17 protein-coding genes are annotated in these 16,578 nt (G+C 38.4%); 9 read left to right on the top strand and 8 right to left on the bottom strand.

Features of this window, described 5'->3' with window-relative positions:
- Window positions 1-99: 99 nt before the first annotated feature.
- The 6 genes from FFM63_RS03680 (at window position 100) to FFM63_RS03655 (ending at window position 4,033) form a co-directional block, all read left to right on the top strand.
- Window positions 100-747: an HI_0552 family protein gene (locus tag FFM63_RS03680; RefSeq protein WP_137608977.1), complete on the top strand. Its 648-nt coding sequence runs from the start codon at window positions 100-102 to the stop codon at window positions 745-747.
- A gap of 101 nt (window positions 748-848) precedes the next feature.
- The gene (locus tag FFM63_RS03675; RefSeq protein ID WP_137608976.1) at window positions 849-1,079 is read left to right on the top strand and encodes a DUF1858 domain-containing protein; all 231 of its coding nucleotides are present in this window, start codon (window positions 849-851) and stop codon (window positions 1,077-1,079) included.
- A complete protein-coding gene (locus FFM63_RS03670) occupies window positions 1,079-2,407 on the top strand; it encodes a DUF438 domain-containing protein (protein ID WP_137608975.1) in 1,329 nt (442 codons plus the stop codon). Before FFM63_RS03675 ends, FFM63_RS03670 begins: the two co-directional genes overlap by 1 nt.
- Before the next feature lie 185 nt (window positions 2,408-2,592).
- The gene (locus tag FFM63_RS03665; protein ID WP_137608974.1) at window positions 2,593-2,823 is read left to right on the top strand and encodes a heavy-metal-associated domain-containing protein; all 231 of its coding nucleotides are present in this window, start codon (window positions 2,593-2,595) and stop codon (window positions 2,821-2,823) included.
- 1 nt (window position 2,824) lies between these two features.
- Window positions 2,825-3,358, top strand: a complete 534-nt coding sequence (locus tag FFM63_RS03660; RefSeq protein WP_137608973.1) for a ferritin-like domain-containing protein — start codon at window positions 2,825-2,827, stop codon at window positions 3,356-3,358.
- Window positions 3,359-3,373: 15 nt separating this feature from the next.
- Window positions 3,374-4,033 carry a Crp/Fnr family transcriptional regulator gene (locus FFM63_RS03655; RefSeq protein WP_137608972.1) on the top strand — a complete coding sequence of 220 codons (660 nt, stop codon included), beginning with the start codon at window positions 3,374-3,376 and terminating at the stop codon, window positions 4,031-4,033.
- A 94-nt stretch (window positions 4,034-4,127) separates the two neighbouring features.
- On the opposite strand, the gene FFM63_RS03650 is transcribed toward FFM63_RS03655, so the two are convergent.
- From FFM63_RS03650 to FFM63_RS03635, 4 genes are all read right to left on the bottom strand, one after another.
- Window positions 4,128-5,081: a siderophore ABC transporter substrate-binding protein gene (locus tag FFM63_RS03650; protein ID WP_137608971.1), complete on the bottom strand. Its 954-nt coding sequence runs from the start codon at window positions 5,079-5,081 to the stop codon at window positions 4,128-4,130.
- A gap of 77 nt (window positions 5,082-5,158) precedes the next feature.
- Window positions 5,159-5,917: an iron ABC transporter ATP-binding protein gene (locus FFM63_RS03645; RefSeq protein ID WP_137608970.1), complete on the bottom strand. Its 759-nt coding sequence runs from the start codon at window positions 5,915-5,917 to the stop codon at window positions 5,159-5,161.
- Window positions 5,914-6,882, bottom strand: a complete 969-nt coding sequence (locus FFM63_RS03640) for an iron chelate uptake ABC transporter family permease subunit (protein ID WP_137608969.1) — start codon at window positions 6,880-6,882, stop codon at window positions 5,914-5,916. The genes FFM63_RS03645 and FFM63_RS03640 overlap by 4 nt, the downstream gene beginning before the upstream one ends.
- Entirely contained in the window at window positions 6,879-7,826 is a 948-nt protein-coding gene (locus tag FFM63_RS03635; RefSeq protein ID WP_137608968.1) for an ABC transporter permease, read from the bottom strand. Before FFM63_RS03635 ends, FFM63_RS03640 begins: the two co-directional genes overlap by 4 nt.
- A gap of 535 nt (window positions 7,827-8,361) precedes the next feature.
- Here FFM63_RS03635 and FFM63_RS03630 point away from each other — a divergent pair.
- Entirely contained in the window at window positions 8,362-9,129 is a 768-nt protein-coding gene (locus FFM63_RS03630; RefSeq protein ID WP_137608967.1) for an SDR family NAD(P)-dependent oxidoreductase, read from the top strand.
- 273 nt (window positions 9,130-9,402) lie between these two features.
- Window positions 9,403-10,944 (top strand): zinc ribbon domain-containing protein, encoded by a 1,542-nt coding sequence (locus FFM63_RS03625; RefSeq protein ID WP_137608966.1) that lies wholly within the window; start codon window positions 9,403-9,405, stop codon window positions 10,942-10,944.
- Window positions 10,945-11,016: 72 nt separating this feature from the next.
- Here the strand turns inward: FFM63_RS03625 and FFM63_RS03620 are convergent, their stop codons facing one another.
- The 4 genes from FFM63_RS03620 to FFM63_RS03605 all read right to left on the bottom strand — a co-directional run bounded on the left by FFM63_RS03620 (window position 11,017) and on the right by FFM63_RS03605 (window position 15,302).
- Window positions 11,017-13,866, bottom strand: a complete 2,850-nt coding sequence (locus FFM63_RS03620; protein WP_137608965.1) for a DEAD/DEAH box helicase — start codon at window positions 13,864-13,866, stop codon at window positions 11,017-11,019.
- 12 nt (window positions 13,867-13,878) lie between these two features.
- A complete protein-coding gene (locus FFM63_RS03615; protein WP_137608964.1) occupies window positions 13,879-14,274 on the bottom strand; it encodes a (deoxy)nucleoside triphosphate pyrophosphohydrolase in 396 nt (131 codons plus the stop codon).
- A 347-nt stretch (window positions 14,275-14,621) separates the two neighbouring features.
- A complete protein-coding gene (locus FFM63_RS03610; RefSeq protein ID WP_137608963.1) occupies window positions 14,622-14,918 on the bottom strand; it encodes a hypothetical protein in 297 nt (98 codons plus the stop codon).
- Window positions 14,919-15,086: 168 nt separating this feature from the next.
- Complete coding sequence (locus tag FFM63_RS03605; RefSeq protein WP_137608962.1) at window positions 15,087-15,302, bottom strand: zinc ribbon domain-containing protein; 216 nt, start codon at window positions 15,300-15,302, stop codon at window positions 15,087-15,089.
- Window positions 15,303-15,550: 248 nt separating this feature from the next.
- Here FFM63_RS03605 and FFM63_RS03600 point away from each other — a divergent pair, with 248 nt between their 5' ends.
- Window positions 15,551-16,507, top strand: coding sequence for a cation diffusion facilitator family transporter (locus tag FFM63_RS03600; RefSeq protein ID WP_137608961.1), 957 nt, complete (start codon window positions 15,551-15,553; stop codon window positions 16,505-16,507).
- Window positions 16,508-16,578: the final 71 nt, after the last annotated feature.

Below are 16,578 nucleotides of genomic sequence, written 5' to 3'. Positions count from 1 at the left end.
CAGTTTGAGAAAGGGGTCTTTTGCTGCTTACAAATTTTGTTTGAATAAATATTTTGAAATGTTTACAATAAGGATGATTTAAGGAAAAGAGGCGATTTCATGGAATTAACAAACGATGACTTTCAATTATTTGAGCGTGATTTTTTTGCCTTCAAACAATTAAAGGAATTTTATTCAATAGATGAAGTGGAAGAAATAAAACAAGAGTATAAAGAACACTGGCAAAAATGGAAAGCGTGGCAGCAAGCCGTTGCGAAGGCGTTGCCAGCAGAGTATCGTATGGAAAAACCAAAGATTGAAAGTTGGACCAATGGGTGGAATTTACGGAACCACTTTTGGAGCGCCTATCGTGATCCGCAGAGCAGAAATCAAAATGCCTGTCTAGCAGCATTGCTGAATAGAAAACAATTTCAAGTCTATTTGATGTTTCAACATTATAAAAGCGATGAACGTGCCGGGAGTTTAGCTGAATACAACGAATTGCTGACCAGCTTGCATGAATGGAGCAAAGGCGTGGCAAATATTGAGGAGTATTATATTTGGCCGCAAGTGGAACATGAATTAGAAGACCATTTGCCGCTGACAGAATTTTTAGCCGACAACAACCAGCCGCAAAAATTACAAGCAGCGATGCAGGATCGCAGTTTCCAATTAGGAAGATTAATTTTTAAAGCTACACCGAACATCGTTCAAGAAACGCTGCAAACATTAGAAGAACTTGCGCCTTTGTATTTTACGTTAAGCTGATTTATCAGATACGATATTTTTGCAAAGTTTTTTTAACAAGTGCTGTGAAATGCTTAGGTTATGCGTATAATGAGTAAACAGCATGTAAAGGAGAGCCGTATATGAAGGAATTAGACTTATCTAAATCTCTATTCGAATTAGTCACGCTTTATCCTGAAGTTAAGGATTTAATGTATAAATTAGGTTTTGACACAATCGCAAAACCGGGGATGCTGCAAACGGCAGGTCGCTATGTAACGATCCCTAAAGGAGCAAAAATGAAACACATCCCGATGGAACAGATCATCGAAACATTTGAAGCAAATGGATTCACAGTGAAAGGAGCGGTTTAATGGAACGAACAAGAGAACAGCGCCAAGAAAGAATCGTAGAGATTTTGTCGCTGCTGCACAAAGGCGGTTCATTTGAAGAAGCCAAAGACTTATTCAACCAAGAATTTGAAGGAGTAGATGTCACCGAGATCACCTCTGCTGAAAAGGCGTTGATCCAAGGCGGCTTGAATCCGCAAGAAATCCAAAAATTATGCAACATCCATGCAGCGGTCTTCAAAGGATCGATCAATGAGATCCATCGTTCCAATCTAGAACATGAACAACCGGGACATCCGATCCATACGCTGAAATTGGAAAACCAAGTCTTGCAATCTTTATTGACAGACGAAATCGATGGTCTTTTAGCAAAGGTCAAAGCGGGGGATTGGTCGCAAAAAGACCGCCTGCTACATGCATTAGGGGATCTGATGCAGATCGATAAACACTATGCCCGCAAAGAAACATTGATTTTTTCTTACATGGAAAAATATGGGATCACAGCGCCGCCTAAAGTTATGTGGGGAGTGGACGATGATGTTCGTGATCAAGTCAAAGCGCTGATCCAATTAGTCGCTTCAGAAAAAGTTGCTTACAACCCGCTAGCTGAAAAATGGGAAGAAGCAAAAAATGAAATTGAAGAGATGATTTTTAAAGAAGAAGAAATCATGGCACCCATGACGCTTGATGTTTTTAGTCTGAAAGATTGGGAAAAAATTGCCGCAGACAGTTTTGATATCGGTTTTGCCTTCATTCCGGAACCACTGCCTTGGAAAGCCAGCAAATCTGCGTTAGAAAAAGAACAAGAACGCGAGCCGGCACGTCAGTTGGCAATCCAGCAAGCGAAAGAAACAACCGAAGGAATCGCGGCAGGTCTTGCTGAAGCCGAAGCAGCCGTACTTGAAGAGCATTATGATTGGGAAAATGAAACATCAGCAGAAACGATCGTCTTGCCGACTGGGACTATGAAGCTGGAAGAAATGATCGCGATGTTCCAAGTATTGCCAGTCGATTTGACTTTTGTAGATAAAGATGACCGCGTACGCTTTTTCTCAGAAGGAAAAAATCGTGTCTTTCCACGGACAAAATCCGTTGTCGGTCGGGAAGTCGTGAATTGTCATCCGCCAAAAAGCATGCATATCGTTCAGCAGATTTTAGATGATTTTCGTTCTGGCGCTCGCTCAGAAGCCGATTTTTGGATCGATATCCGCGGCAAGAAAGTCTATATCCGCTACTTTGCACTAAAAAATGAACAAGGGGAGTATCTGGGCTGTTTAGAAGCAACCCAAGATATCACCGAAATTCAAGCAATCGAAGGCCAAAATCGTTTATTGGATGGAAAAACAGAATAAGAATCAGCAGAGTTCTCGTCACGGCGGGAACTCTTTTTTTATTTGTTCCAAAATAAATCGTTTTGAGTATTCGCTGATTTTTTGCTAATGATCAAATAAAAAAGTCAAAACTTGATAGAGGTCAATTTATTAAGTCCAAAGACCCGCTAGAATAAGAGTATCAAATGAACGAGGAGGAAACAGTCATGCAAAAAGTAATCATCCAATTAGGAACATTAACTTGTCCATCATGTATGCAAAAAATCGAAAATGCGGTGGGACAACAATCAGGTGTCGATAAAGTCAAAGTTTTATTCAATGCCAGCAAGGTCAAAGCCGAGATTCAACCAGATAAGACGAGTCCAGAAGCCTTAAAACAAGTGATCGAGAATTTAGGTTATGAAGTAGAAGGAATCAAAGTAAAGGAGTTGGCATAAGATGACGGTTGAAGAAAAGTATCAAGCAGAGAAAATCAAAAGCGATCAAGATCACCACATTCCTACAGCCGGCGCGATGATCAGCCACATTTTGTCCAATTTATTTGTCCATAGAGTCAAATTACGGCAAGCGGATTATTATTTGAAAGGATCTGTCCGGAGTTTTGCAGAACCTAAGCTAGCAGCTATGATCGCTGAAGAAGATCAGTTATTTGACGAATTAAGCCAGAAGGTGTTAGATGAAGGGGAACTGATTCCAACGACTTTGGCTGAGTTTACAGAGTATGCTATGATCAAAGACAGCGGCAAGTTGAAATATGAGGACGCCGAAACGATCCTCAATGAGCTCGTAGCCGATTTAGCTACACAAAACTTGTTTATCACTCGCGGGATCGCATTAGCTGAAAAAGAAGAAAAATTCGGTTTAGCTGAATTTCTAAAAAAATTGTATGCTTGGATCAAACATCAAGTCTTAGTTTGGCAACGTTATTTAGGAAATGACGTAACAGAACTTGAAGAGGACGAAGACGATTAATTGAGGAGGATTTCCATGAGTCAAGAACACCTATGCGTTTCTTTAGTACCATTATTCAATCATCTGGAGGTAGCAGATCAAAAAAAGATCCATGCGCTGGTCAAACATCGGATGGTAGCTAAAGGTGAGCAGATCTTCACACCTGACGGCGAGAAACAGCTGGTCATCGTTGCTCGTGGAAATATGAAAGTGTACCAGCTTTCTTCCAATGGAAAAGAACAAGTTTTACGGGTAGTAGAGCCGGGCGAATATGAAGGGGAAAACCAATTATTCGGCGTGCAAAATGATGCGCTGTTCGGCGAAGCGTTAGAACCTACCGAAGTCTGTATTTTAAGACATCAAGATTTTTCTAACTTGTTATTAAAATATCCGCAGTTAAGTCTAAAACTATTAGAAATCAATGCGACAAAGATGGTGAAGACGGAACAGCAGACCCAATTTTTGATGATGGAAAAAGTCGAGGAACGTCTAGCGACTTATTTACTTGATTTGGCAAAAGTAGCGGATTCTAATGAACTAGTCTTGCCGATGAAAATGAAAGAGCTAGCTTTGTTTTTGGGAACGACGCCAGAAACATTGTCAAGAAAACTGAAACTGTTAGAAAGCAAGCAGTTGATCAGTCGTAAGAAACGAACGATTATTTTATTGGATCAGGATGGATTAGAAGATCTATAGTTTTTTGAAAAGAAAAATGTTTGGGAAGTCATTTTTCAATCAGCAAAAAGGGTTGTGACAAAATCTTGTCGCAACCCTTTTTCTGAATTTATTGTTATTCAAATGCTTGATTGACGTCTTCTAGCATCATTTTAGCAGATTCTAAACCGCCGCCGCTTAAATACCAAACGTCGGGCTGCAATGTGATGACTTTGTTATTTTTACCAGCTGTTGTCTGGGCAACTAATTCATTGTCCGCGACATTGTTAGCGCTAGTGTCGCCGCCGATTGCTTTTGTCCGGTCTACGACGAAGATGATCTCTGGATTCTTGTCTAAGACATATTCATAAGCAACACTTTGACCGTGAGTAGAGGCTTTGATCGCGTCATCAGCTTCTGCAAAACCAAACGTATCATAAATAATCCCAAAACGTGAATCTTTTCCATAAGTAGACAATTGTCCTTCGTTAATCAAAACAGTCAAAGCTTTATCTTGGCTTTCTTCTGCTTTAGCTTTTGTTTCTTTGATGTCTGCTTCTAGTGCAGATAATTGTTTTTCGGCAGCTTTTTCTTTGTCAAAGATTTGTCCTAGCGTCGTCACGTTTTGCTTGATTGAATTCCAAGTATCAGAAGTATCCACAGCTAAATACATCGTTGGTGCGATCGCTTTTAATTGCTCTAGAAAATCACTTTGCCGACCAGAAATAATAATCAAATCGGGTTTTATCTGATTGATTTTTTCTAAATCAGGTTCTTTGATCCCGCCGGCCGATTCCACTTTTTTATAATCTTCTAAATACGCTGGCAAATTATCGGTTGCTGCCGCTACGACTTTATCGCCGACCCCCAAAGCATCCAAAGTATCTAGCGAGCCATTATCGAAAACGACGACTTTCTCAGGATTTTTTGGAACGGTCACTTTGCCGTTAGAATCAGTTACTTCGATGGTTTTTTCTACACTGCTAGTTGTCTTGGCCGAATCATCGGTCTCAGCGCTATTGGTCGAACCGCAGCCCGCCAATCCTAGACTTAGTAAGGCAATCGACAATCCAACGATATATTTTTTCATTTTGTTTCCTCCTGATTTCTGTGTGATGTATTGATTTTATAAAACTAGTCCCGAGATGAGGATTAGTTATTATTTTTTTAATTGAAATACATGCAAAAACGTTTGCCGTCTAGTTCGCAAATCTTGATATCCATTTCGTATAATGCATTCAAAATCTGTGGTTGGATCATTTCATCGGTCGTTCCGTGGGCAAAAATTTGACCGGCTTTCATCGCAACGATCTCATCCGCGTAACTGGCCGCAAAATTAATATCATGAATGACCAGCAGCACCGTCTTATGATCTTCTTCTACTAATCGTCGCAAAGTCTGCATAAGATGGACCGCATGATTCATATCCAAGTTGTTCAGCGGTTCATCCAGCAAAATATAATCCGTATCTTGTGCCAAGATCATGGCGATGTATGCCCGTTGCAGCTGTCCACCAGATAAAGTGTCAATCATTGCTTCCGCCATTTCATTCAATCCTAGTTTTTCTAAGGCATAATCAATCCAGGCTTGATCTTCAGCCGATAAGCGGCCTTTTGAATAAGGAAAGCGGCCAAAACTGACCAGTTCACGGACAGTAATCCGCAAATTGACGCCGTTGCTCTGTTTTAAGATTGATAATTTTTTTGACAATTCATTGGAGCGCCAAGCTTTCACTTCATTATGATCGAGGTAAATTTGTCCCGCATCGATCGTGATCAATCGGCTAATCATTGAAAGCAAGGTGCTTTTTCCAGCGCCATTAGGTCCGATAAACGCGGTCAGCTGTCCTTCTTTGATCGGCAAGCAGATTTCGGAGATCACTTTTTTTGTTCCATAATTTTTTGATACGTCGTTGATATCGATCATTTTTGTCTCCTCCGCTCATAAATAATTTTCCAAATAAAATACAGACCACCGATAAATTGAGTGACCACACTGACTGTCGTCTTTAATTGAAAAATTTGTTCGACTAAAAATTGGCTGCCGACTAAAAAAATAATCCCGAGTAAAATCGCGGTGGGAAACAGATAACGGTGACGATACGTCGGCATCAATTGGTAACTGATATTCGCGACGATGAAACCTAAAAACGTAATTGGTCCAACTAAAGCCGTCGCGGTCCCAGTCAAAAGGCTAATCAAAAACAATAGCAAGATCTGAAATTTATTGAGCGAGATCCCTAAGTTAGTCGCTTGATCACTGCCTAAATGCAAAACATCCAAATAACGATTCGCCGCAAATAAAATAAGTGACCCCAGTAAAATGATTCCAGCCGCCCAGTTCAGATGGACGGTATTGATATTACTGAAGCTGGCAAAAAGCCGACCTTGCAGCAGATCATATTCATTCGGATCCATCATCACCTGCAAGAAATTACTCGTACTGCTGAATAAAGTTCCTAAAATCATGCCCAGCATCAGCAGGATAAACAAATCATTTTGCTGACGTTTCAATAACGTTTTTGCTAGCAATAAACTCAAGAGTGCCATCAATAAAATGCTGGTCAAAAAAGTCGCCGTTTGTTTTTGCGCCAGCATGTTGACGCCGCCCGCGCTGAAAAACAGTAGAGTTTGGATCAAAACGTACAAGGAATCCAGACCAAGAATGTTTGGCGTCAAAAATTGATTTTGGGTCATTGTTTGAAAACTAACCGTAGCCGCTCCCGTTGCTAAAGCGACTAATAAGAAAGCGGCGATTTTTTTTCCGCGCAGCATCCACGCAAATTGAAAATTTCCGTAAGTATTATAAGTTAAATAAAGTCCGCATAAGAGTACCGCAAGAATACCAAGGCTGATCAAAAGTAGTGATTTTTTTGGCAGAGAAAGGTTCATGCGCGCCGCCTCCTTACCAACAAATAAATAAAGATCAGGCTGCCTAAAATGCCTACGGTCAAGCTGACGGGAACTTCATAAGGCGCAATGACTACGCGTGAAAGAATGTCGCAGAACATTAGGAAGAGGCTGCCACACAATGCAGTGATCAATAAATTTTGTTTTACATGGTCGCCGTAAATCAGTGAGACGATATTTGGCACGATCACGCCTAAAAAAGGAACAGTCCCGACCATGATCAAGACTAATCCGCTGGCAGCGGCAACCAGCCCGATTCCAAAAAGCTGGATCAAAGGATAATTGATCCCTAAATTAACCGCCAAATCTTCACCCAAACCAATAATTGTGAAGAAGTAAGCAAATACATAAATAATAAAAAACAGCGGGATCGTCAGATAGAGTAATTCATAGCTGCCTTTAGCCACTAATGAAAAATTTCCTTGCAGCCACGAGGACATGTTTTGAATCAATTGAAATTGATAGGCAAAAAAAGTAGCGACTGACCCAACGATGTTGCCAAACATCACACCTAATAACGGCAGAAAAATGGGATCTTTTGTCGGAAGCAAGCGACTCAATGCTAAAAAGATCATCGTTCCAAAAAAGGCGAAGACAAACGCCGCAAAGGTTCGAATAGTAGTAGAAGCATTCGGTAAAAAAAGCATCACGATCAAAATTCCTAAGCGCGCGCTGTCCATTGTTCCGGCAGTTGTCGGTGAAACAAATTTATTTTGAGTCAGGTGCTGCATGATTAATCCGCAGACACTCATCGTTGCTCCAGCTAAAATCAAACTAACCGTTCGCGGGATCCGTGTGGTCAAGAGGATCAACCACTGTTGGGCATCACCTTGAAGCAAGGCTTGCAGCACCAAATCTTTTACTCCGATAAAAATCGAGAGAGCGCTTAACAAAAATAATGAAAAAAAAATTCCACTTCGTCTCAATCACTCATCCCTTTCATAAATGATAATGATTCTCATTCTCTTTAATTATAAAGTTTAGGGGAAAAACAAAACAAATGCAAGTTGTTTTTTACAAAAAAAAATCTTCTTTTCATAACAGATCAGGTTCCAACAAAATATTCAACAGAATAAATTAAAAAGAACACTCAGCGATTTTATTTTAACTAACTCGTTGAAACAAATAAATTAAGTGACAAATCAGAAGGTAAAAGGTTTTTCCTAGATTAGACATAGATGTTATTTATTGCGGTTTTTAAAGGTTGCGTAAGGGAGTATTTTGATTGAAATTTTGTATGATTAGAAAAAATCGACTTTTTAAAAAAATAAAATTGGTGAAAATTAACACAATCAAAAATCAGTCGTTCTCTATCAGAAATGAGCTCTTTTTTTCAGCCGGAACTAAAAAATCCTTTTTTAATCAGCATTTTTGGCAGAAGCTCTTGACAGACATACATCATTTTAGGTACCGTTAATAAAACGATTGTGAATACGTTATCATGAAGCGGAGGAATGTTCGATGTTTGATTTGAATGGAAAAGTAGCAGTGGTAACAGGTGCGAGCAGCGGGTTAGGTCGCGATGCGGCAATCGCCTATGCAGAAGCGGGAGCAAATTTAGTTTTATTAGCGAGACGTTTGGAACGATTAGAAGAAGTAGCAGCAGAGATCAAAAAAATGGGGCGCGATGTGTTAGCCATCAAAATGGATGTGACCGATGAAGCCAATGTCAAAGCCGGAATCCAACAAGCCTATGATCATTTTGGGCAGCTGGATATTTTATTGAACAACGCTGGAATCGCCGTGCGTGGCGGAGTAGACTCTTTATCGGTGGAAGATTTCGACAAGTCGATGGATGTCAATGTGAAAGGAATTTTCTTAGTCAGTAAATACGTAGTGAAACATATGATCGCTAATAATTATGGTAGAATCGTCAACATTGCTTCGATCAATGCGATCATGGCTGACAAAGAAGACATGTTTATCCGCCACTCATACAATGCCAGCAAAGCAGCAGTTTTAGGTTTAACTAAAGGTATGGCGGCTAGTTATGGAAAATATAATATTACTACTAACGCTATTGGGCCAGGTTTATTCGAATCTGAGATGACCACCGATACTTTATTTAAATCAGCAGATTTCCTCAATCTTTATCAAGGCTTGAATCCAATGAGCCGTCCAGGAAAACACAAAGAGTTGAATGGAACAATTCTTTATTTTTCAAGTGATGCATCAAGTTATACGAATGGTCAATTCATCGTCGTTGATGGCGGCATGTCGATTGTTTAGAGCAAATCTTCAAGAAGAGCGTGTGGCAAAAGCCTTGTCACACGCTCTTTTGATCTTCCAGCAGCCTTTTTCGAAAATCAGTCGCAGTTTCATAAGATTTGAAAAGTAATTTTGGGGAATTTTGGCTAATTTCTTGAAGCTGTCCACTTTTGTCACAACCGCGTCTATTTTATAAAAAAATCCCTTTTTTGACAGGATATTTGCTACAATTAATAAATAATTCTTGTATTATTAAGTGGTTGAAATCAAGGTTAAAAGAACAGGGTGAGATAAATGAAAAATTGTCCTAAGTGTGGTCACGAAAATCCGGCGAATGCCCGTTTTTGTGAAGAATGCGGACAGGTGTTTGAAGGGGAAGATTCTAAAGAAACAAAAGTTTTACAAGAGGAGACGGTGGAAAATAAATCAGCCGACAAACAATTTTGTCCCAATTGCGGAAAAACGATTCCACCGAATGTTGCGTTTTGTCCTAACTGCGGACATGGATTGAAACCAGTGATCCGACCAGCCGCTACTGTAAAGCGGTCATTATCAAAGAAACAAAAAATTGGATTGGGTGCGGGACTGGCAGTTTTTATATTATTAGTAAGCGGTTTGATATTTGGCCGTCATTATTATAGTTATCCGCAGCAGTTGAGCCGCTTTGCAGCGACTTTTAAAACACAAGATCCAAATAAAATCGCAGAGATCACTACTTCAGAAGATCCAAACTACAAAGTGTCAGCGACAGAGCTTAAAAAATTTGTCAGTTATTATCAAGAAGACGCGCATAAGAAAGATTTTGCCGATTTTTTGAACGATTTAAAAAATGATCCAAGTCAGCTAGCAGATTTTTCAATTCAGGAAAAAGGAAAATTTTTAGGCTTGTTTCCACGTTATCAATTAGTGATCCAGCCGGTTTATTTGACGGTTGCAACAGATCAAGCGGACATGCGGCTGGCATTGGATAATAAAAAATTGGCAACTTCTAAAGGGCATGATTACCAAACGACTTTTGGACCGTTGACGCCAGGAAGTTATCAAGTTGAAGGGGATTTGGCTGGTGAAAAAGCGGTATCTACCCAAAATTTAGTTCGTTATCATAATTCTGAATTTGAGACTGATAGTCATCTTACGATCAATTTGCATAAGATTTCTTTCAAAGTTACTTCGAACATCGACGGAGCAAAAGTTTTGCTGAATGATAAAGAAGTCGGAACGATCAGCGATGGACAAGCAGAGATCAAAGATGTTGTCTGGCATCAAGGATTGGATGTGCAACTATCCTTCGCTACGACAAACGATCAGCTGAAAAGTGATTCGTATCAAATTGGCGGCAACGAGTATTTAGCTGACGATTACAGCGAAGACAGCTACTCCTCAGAAATTAATTTAGATTTTGCTGATGTCCAATCAAAAGCGGATGTTCAGAATTACTTGGATAGTCTATACAGTGATGTAGCTTCATACACTTCAACGTACAGTGATTTTGGCGCGTCAGAAAAAAGCGATCTGGCTGAGTATTTCGTCAATGGACTGAACAATGCAGAGGAAAAAGATTTCGAGAAATTTATCAACGACATTCGGACGAGCAAAAAGAAATCACGAGTCGATGCCGAAGCCGAAGTAGAAACCTTCAGCATGATAGGAAAAGATACGTATACCGTGCAATATTTGATTTATTACGACACAATCTATCTTGATGATACCGCTGATGTAAACCAAGTCTTCCGTTACAAAAAAGCCACACTGCATTATAACGAGGACGAAGACCTGTTTCAGATCGATAACCTCGGCGGCTTTGAAAACTTCGAGACTGTTGATGCTGGAAACTAATAAAAAAAGGATGCCATATGCGGCATCCTTTTTTTATTAGAAAGATTCTGAGACTATCATTTATATTAAAAATTAAGTTAAGTATTTAAATAATTTTGTATCAATTGCATGGGTTAGCCGTAAATCCATCTCTACGACATTTTGCGCCTGACCACCTTGTGTAGGTTTTAATAATTGTTGAATAGTATCTTGGATAGGTTTAACTTCTCCAAGGTAATAAAATTCTGTACCCTCATCATCTGATTTTTTTACAAATAGATAAATTGTCCAATTTTCAGAGTCTTGCAACCGTTGTACTTCTGGAGATTTCAAGGTTCGAGGTGATTTAGTAAACCAATGCATAGTAGACTCATCAATTAATTCATCTTCATAAGCCATTTGTGCGCCTTTAAAAGCTTCTCCCTTTTGTAGTGTGATAAAGATAATAAATTTACCATCTTTATAAGTATAGCCACCGATATTCTGATCCACCATTTGTTCGTGCCAATTTAACATGCGTAAAACATCACGTCGTCGATATTTAGCATATCGGGTTAATGTGTTATCAGTATCAAAAACCTCTGATTTATAAAAACTAGCAGTTAATAAATCATCTAGTAATTTTTTGAAATATTTATTTTCTAATGCACTGCAGAATTGTTCAGTAAGTTTAATGGTACCATCCTTTGTCTCGATGATTTCTGCACCGCTGTAAGATTTCTTTATCCCACCAGTAAAAAACTGTAAAGATAATGTTCTCAATACAGACTGAACTGTTTTTTCATCGCTTTGAAGATGACATTTTGTAAATATTTGCTGAATTTCTTCAAAGGATAAATTTTGTTTCTCATTAACTAGCTTAGATAATAAAATGATTTCATGCCGTCTAATACCGGGTAAAATTTCTCGCGAAAGAACCATCAAATATTTATTTTCATGTTCATTTAAGAGTCCTTCTGCCTCGCCAATTTTTTCTAAAAAAGTATAGTAAGATTGAAATTTAGTTGCAATTAACATCGGGTCAAGGATTTTTTGCTGAACAAAATCGTTCAAATAAGGAACACGATTTAATCGATTTTTAGTAGTTGAATAAATGTTTTTTAGTTCCCTCATAGAGTCAAGAGCAGCTTCATCAATGGATTTGAAGATGCGTTCCTTAGCAATTTTTTCAAAATTAATCGAAGAAAGACCAGAAATGAAATTCGTATCAAAAGTATCTTTTCTCAAAGAATCTTTATTTCGTGTGATATCGCCAGAAAGAGCCATCGGGATCATATAATTATTTTTATAGTTACCAATAAAATCAATAATAGTTACGAAATCTTTGGAAGAATCTTTCCGCAAGCCTCGTCCTAGTTGTTGGACAAAGATGATACTTGATTGAGTATTACGCAACATGATTACTTGATTAATTTTTGGAATATCGATTCCTTCATTAAAAATATCTACAGTAAAAATATAGTTGATTTCACCAGATTCAAGTCGTTTAATTTGGATCTCTCGTTCCTGGATCGAGTGTTCAGCTGTTAAATACGTACTAGGAATCATTCGTTGATTAAAATGATCGGATAGTTCTTTTGCCTCTTCCTTTCGACTACAGAAAATGAGTCCTTTTGGGGTATTTCGTGAACAACCATAGTACTTTATTTTTTCTAAAAGAAAGGAGACGCGATCAGCTGCAGCTAAGTATTTTAAATCAGTCGTTTCGGAGATAACCATACCATCTTTTTCATAATCGGAAACGCCAAAATAATGAAATGGACATAGTAAATCTTCTTCTAATGCTTCTTGTAAACGGATTTCATAAGCTATATTGTAGTCAAATAGTTCAAAAATATTGAATTTATCAGTTCTTTCTGGAGTAGCGGTCATTCCTAATAAAAAATCTGGTGTAAAATAATCTATTGTATTGATATAAGACTGCGCACCAGCTTTGTGAACTTCGTCAATTAAAATATAGTCGAAGTGATCTTTTTCAAATAGTTCATGATAAGCAGGTTTTGAAATTGTTTGAATTGTTGCAAATAAATATTTTGCATCTATCTTTTTTTGACTGCCTGATAGAATTCCAAAATTTTCTTCAGGCTCAGCTAATATTTTTTGAAAAGACTCTTTGGCTTTGTTCAAAATTTGTTCGCGATGAACGATAAACAACATTCTTTTTGGTTTAGTTTGCAAGACGTCAAAAGCAGCAAGATAAGTTTTTCCTGTGCCAGTGGCGGATATAATTAATCCTTTTTTTGCACCAGAATTTCTTAGGTCCTGTAAATTCTCCAGAGCAACTTTTTGCATTTTATTTGGAACAATATATTGTGAATTAGGCTGGTCAATCTTAACAACTTCTGTACGATCTTGAGTATTCACTAGAGGTTGATAACCAGCTTGATATTTTTTAATCCATTCAGTAGACAATAACTCTGCTTGATCCCATTCAGTAGCTAGATGTTTCTGAATTTGATGAATTACTTCGCCGTGTTCATATGAGGTTAAACGAATATTCCATTCATAATTTAATTTTAAGGCATTCATTGTTAAGTTAGAGCTACCGATGATGAAAGAGTGATAGTCATTTTGAGAAAAAAGGTAACCTTTGGAATGAAATCCGTTTTTTGTAGAAATGCGTACTTCGAGATTAGGAATAGTCAAAAGTGATTCAAACATATCAGGGTGATTAAATCCTAAGTAAGTGGATGTCAATAGACGTCCGCTTATTCCTCGTGAGGCTAAATCAGTGAGCTGTGATTTGAGAGCATTCAAACCATCTTGCGTTACAAAAGCTACCGAAAAGAAGAAATCATTACATGTATCTATTTCTTCTTGTAAAACATTTAGCAAGAATTCTTTCTGCTCGGGTTGGTTAATAATAATTTTTGGATCATATTGAGAGCCTTCAAATTTCCGATCGATAAAAGCTTTTTTTAATGATTGCTCCAAACTATTCATAAGAGAGCTCCTTTAAAGTGCTAGTTTTAATTTTTTTACGGTAGGAATATCGGCAGGGGCCCATTCAAGGGTGTCGAGTTCATCCGAATATAACCATTTGATAGCAACATGTTCTGTAAGGGTAGGTTTGCCCGCCAATAAATGGCAAACAAAAGTAGTTAAATGAACAGTGCCAAAATCATATTCAAATTTTGTCGATTCAAATGCTTTTTCTTCCACATCGACAGAAATTAAAAGTTCTTCCGTCAATTCTCGTTTTAGTGCCTCTATAGGTGTTTCATTAACTTCAATTTTACCTCCGGGAAATTCCCAAAAGTTTGCTAATGATTTTTCTGGTCCACGTTGGGCACATAATATTCTTTTATTATCAACAATAATTGCACCAACTACTTCAATTGTTTTTTTCATAGTGTACTTCCTTCTAGCATAATGTGAGTAAAACTATTATAGCTGAATACAGTTAAAAGTCCTATTATCTATAGGAATGTAAAGTGAATAAAAATTATCTTACCTTATGAATTGCAGGAAAGATCATGAAAAGGCGAGTGATTTAACGAGACATCAAAATATTTAAGAATTTTTTTGGCAATAAAGGGAGAAAAGATCTATTTGCGAGAAGATAAGATTGGAAATAACTTCTTTTTTATTTATGGAGCATAATAGTTGAACTGAAGAGTAATCAAGTTAGTTTATGAAGAATACAACGATACTGGCTGCTTCAGAATTAAAAGAAGAAAAAATAAAAAAAGATGCTGCTAGTTAGCCACATCTTTTTTATTTTTCTTCTCTGACCAATGCAAGGCAAGGTAGTAACCGGTAATACCCATACCAATTAAAAAGCACGCGGCATCGAAACTATTTATGTCTGGTTTGAAGAGGGCATCGAGGATCACGACAATCAGCCAATTTGTGGTACCCCATAATACATTTGTGGGAGCAGAAGCGGCTTTTTTCCAAGGAACATCCCATCTTTCAGCGGTGATTCCTTTGATAAAATGCGGGATACCATTCGCAAACAGCATGCCTAAAACGATACAAATAATTGAATCCATCGTATTTTTCTCCTTCTTACGTGTTCAATTTGTAGTATACCTCTTTCATCGTTTTTTTTCTGCCTATTTTTAAAAGAAACTTTTATAAATTGCAACGCTGGATAAAAAAATGGAGTGGATTTCTCCACTCCGAAAAAATACTTTGGCAGCTGATCGATTACGGCGTTTTTAGTTTCCACCCATCAGAAAGTCAAGGACATTCCAGCCGTCAGTAGTTGCATTGCGATAAAGTTCTGTGTACCCGCAGCGATTACAGCTGATGGTAGTAAATTTTTTGTTTTGGACGTCGAACATTTTTGCAAAATTTCCGCCAGTCGCTTGGAACTGATCGGAAGTATATTCTTGCCCGCCGCATTTATCACAAACATATTGTTTCCGTTCCATCTTTTCCACACTCCTCTTTGATAATTTGATTATAGCAAATCTACGGTGATCTTCCTCCGTCTTTAGGAGTATTCTGGAAAGTAAATGGTTGGCTGAGTGATGATCTGTCATTGAAATCATATGATTTAGACTGGAAGTCCAAAATTTCTGCGCATTAGATCACGTAGCTAACTTGTTTAGAGGTTTTGTTTTTATGATTTTTACTTTCTGTCTTATAATAGAAAAGAATTAGGAAGTGAGTGAACCACATGGAAGAAGGAAAAACGCAAGGGTCGATTGCAGTCTTGGCGGCTTTACTGGCCAATGTGCTAGTGGCGGTCAGCAAATTTATCGGCTATATGCTTAGCGGTAGTGCCGCGATGATGAATGAAAGTATCCACAGTGTTGTTGATTGCAGCAATCAAATTTTATTATTATTTGGCAATCGCCGAGCAGCTCGTGGACAAAGTGAGCTGCACCAGTTTGGTGAAGGGCGAGCAAAATATTTTTTTAGTACGATCGTAGCGACGATGCTGTTTTTTGGTGGGGGTGCGTTAGGGATCTGGGAAGCGCTGGAAAAATTGTTCCATCCCAGTCATGAAGTTACAAATCCTTTGATCGTATTAGCAATCTTGATTTTTGGGATCTTAGTTGAAGGCAGTTCTTTGCGAGTAGCCGTCAAAGAAATTCGCGAGTTGAATACAGAAAAGTTGCCGCTCCTGCAGTTTTTGCATGAAAGTCGGCACAGCGAGATCTTGATTATTTTTACGGAAGATTTTTGTGCGGTGATCGGTTTAGTCTTAGCGGTGGTCGGAACCCTACTGACGATGGCAACGGGCAATCCGATGTTTGATGCACTGAGCGGGTTATTGATTGGACTGATGTTATTATTTGCTTCCATCTTTTTAGCTCGGGAATTTTATAGTCTGATCATTGGCGAAAGTGTTTCTAAAAATGATTTAGAAAAAATTCGGAATGCCTTCAAACGCGCTGAAGTGAAAAAAGTGATCGACATCAAAACCGTTCATTTGGGACCGACTGAGGTCATGATTGCGGCTAAGATCGACATTGCGGATGCGTATGAAGGGGTCAGTTATGATGTTGTGAATCAGATTGAACGGGTGATCCGTCGAGCTTTGCCTGATAAAAAGGCGTATATTTATATTGAGACCGACGAGTTCGATCCTGACTATGATCGAAAACGTCAAAATCCATCGGGCACATAATTTTTGTGCCCGATTTTTTACCATTTTTGCAGTAAAAGCATAAGTTTTTGGATAGACCGCAAGGAAAAAGA

This window comes from Enterococcus pingfangensis (assembly GCF_005405205.1).
Taxonomy (GTDB): Bacteria; Bacillota; Bacilli; order Lactobacillales; family Enterococcaceae; genus Enterococcus_A; species Enterococcus_A pingfangensis.
Note: the sequence above shows the minus strand (reverse complement) of the source record. Positions and strands in the feature narration are given on the sequence as shown.

What these genes read in the sequence shown, in the direction of transcription:
- FFM63_RS03680 (WP_137608977.1), top strand. Translation starts at nt 100, where the DNA reads ATGGAATTAACAAACGATGACTTTCAATTATTTGAGCGTGATTTTTTT.
- FFM63_RS03675 (WP_137608976.1), top strand. Translation starts at nt 849, where the DNA reads ATGAAGGAATTAGACTTATCTAAATCTCTATTCGAATTAGTCACGCTT.
- FFM63_RS03670 (WP_137608975.1), top strand. Translation starts at nt 1,079, where the DNA reads ATGGAACGAACAAGAGAACAGCGCCAAGAAAGAATCGTAGAGATTTTG.
- FFM63_RS03665 (WP_137608974.1), top strand. Translation starts at nt 2,593, where the DNA reads ATGCAAAAAGTAATCATCCAATTAGGAACATTAACTTGTCCATCATGT.
- FFM63_RS03660 (WP_137608973.1), top strand. Translation starts at nt 2,825, where the DNA reads ATGACGGTTGAAGAAAAGTATCAAGCAGAGAAAATCAAAAGCGATCAA.
- FFM63_RS03655 (WP_137608972.1), top strand. Translation starts at nt 3,374, where the DNA reads ATGAGTCAAGAACACCTATGCGTTTCTTTAGTACCATTATTCAATCAT.
- FFM63_RS03650 (WP_137608971.1), bottom strand. Translation starts at nt 5,081, where the DNA reads ATGAAAAAATATATCGTTGGATTGTCGATTGCCTTACTAAGTCTAGGA.
- FFM63_RS03645 (WP_137608970.1), bottom strand. Translation starts at nt 5,917, where the DNA reads ATGATCGATATCAACGACGTATCAAAAAATTATGGAACAAAAAAAGTG.
- FFM63_RS03640 (WP_137608969.1), bottom strand. Translation starts at nt 6,882, where the DNA reads ATGAACCTTTCTCTGCCAAAAAAATCACTACTTTTGATCAGCCTTGGT.
- FFM63_RS03630 (WP_137608967.1), top strand. Translation starts at nt 8,362, where the DNA reads ATGTTTGATTTGAATGGAAAAGTAGCAGTGGTAACAGGTGCGAGCAGC.
- FFM63_RS03625 (WP_137608966.1), top strand. Translation starts at nt 9,403, where the DNA reads ATGAAAAATTGTCCTAAGTGTGGTCACGAAAATCCGGCGAATGCCCGT.
- FFM63_RS03620 (WP_137608965.1), bottom strand. Translation starts at nt 13,866, where the DNA reads ATGAATAGTTTGGAGCAATCATTAAAAAAAGCTTTTATCGATCGGAAA.
- FFM63_RS03615 (WP_137608964.1), bottom strand. Translation starts at nt 14,274, where the DNA reads ATGAAAAAAACAATTGAAGTAGTTGGTGCAATTATTGTTGATAATAAA.
- FFM63_RS03610 (WP_137608963.1), bottom strand. Translation starts at nt 14,918, where the DNA reads ATGGATTCAATTATTTGTATCGTTTTAGGCATGCTGTTTGCGAATGGT.
- FFM63_RS03605 (WP_137608962.1), bottom strand. Translation starts at nt 15,302, where the DNA reads ATGGAACGGAAACAATATGTTTGTGATAAATGCGGCGGGCAAGAATAT.
- FFM63_RS03600 (WP_137608961.1), top strand. Translation starts at nt 15,551, where the DNA reads ATGGAAGAAGGAAAAACGCAAGGGTCGATTGCAGTCTTGGCGGCTTTA.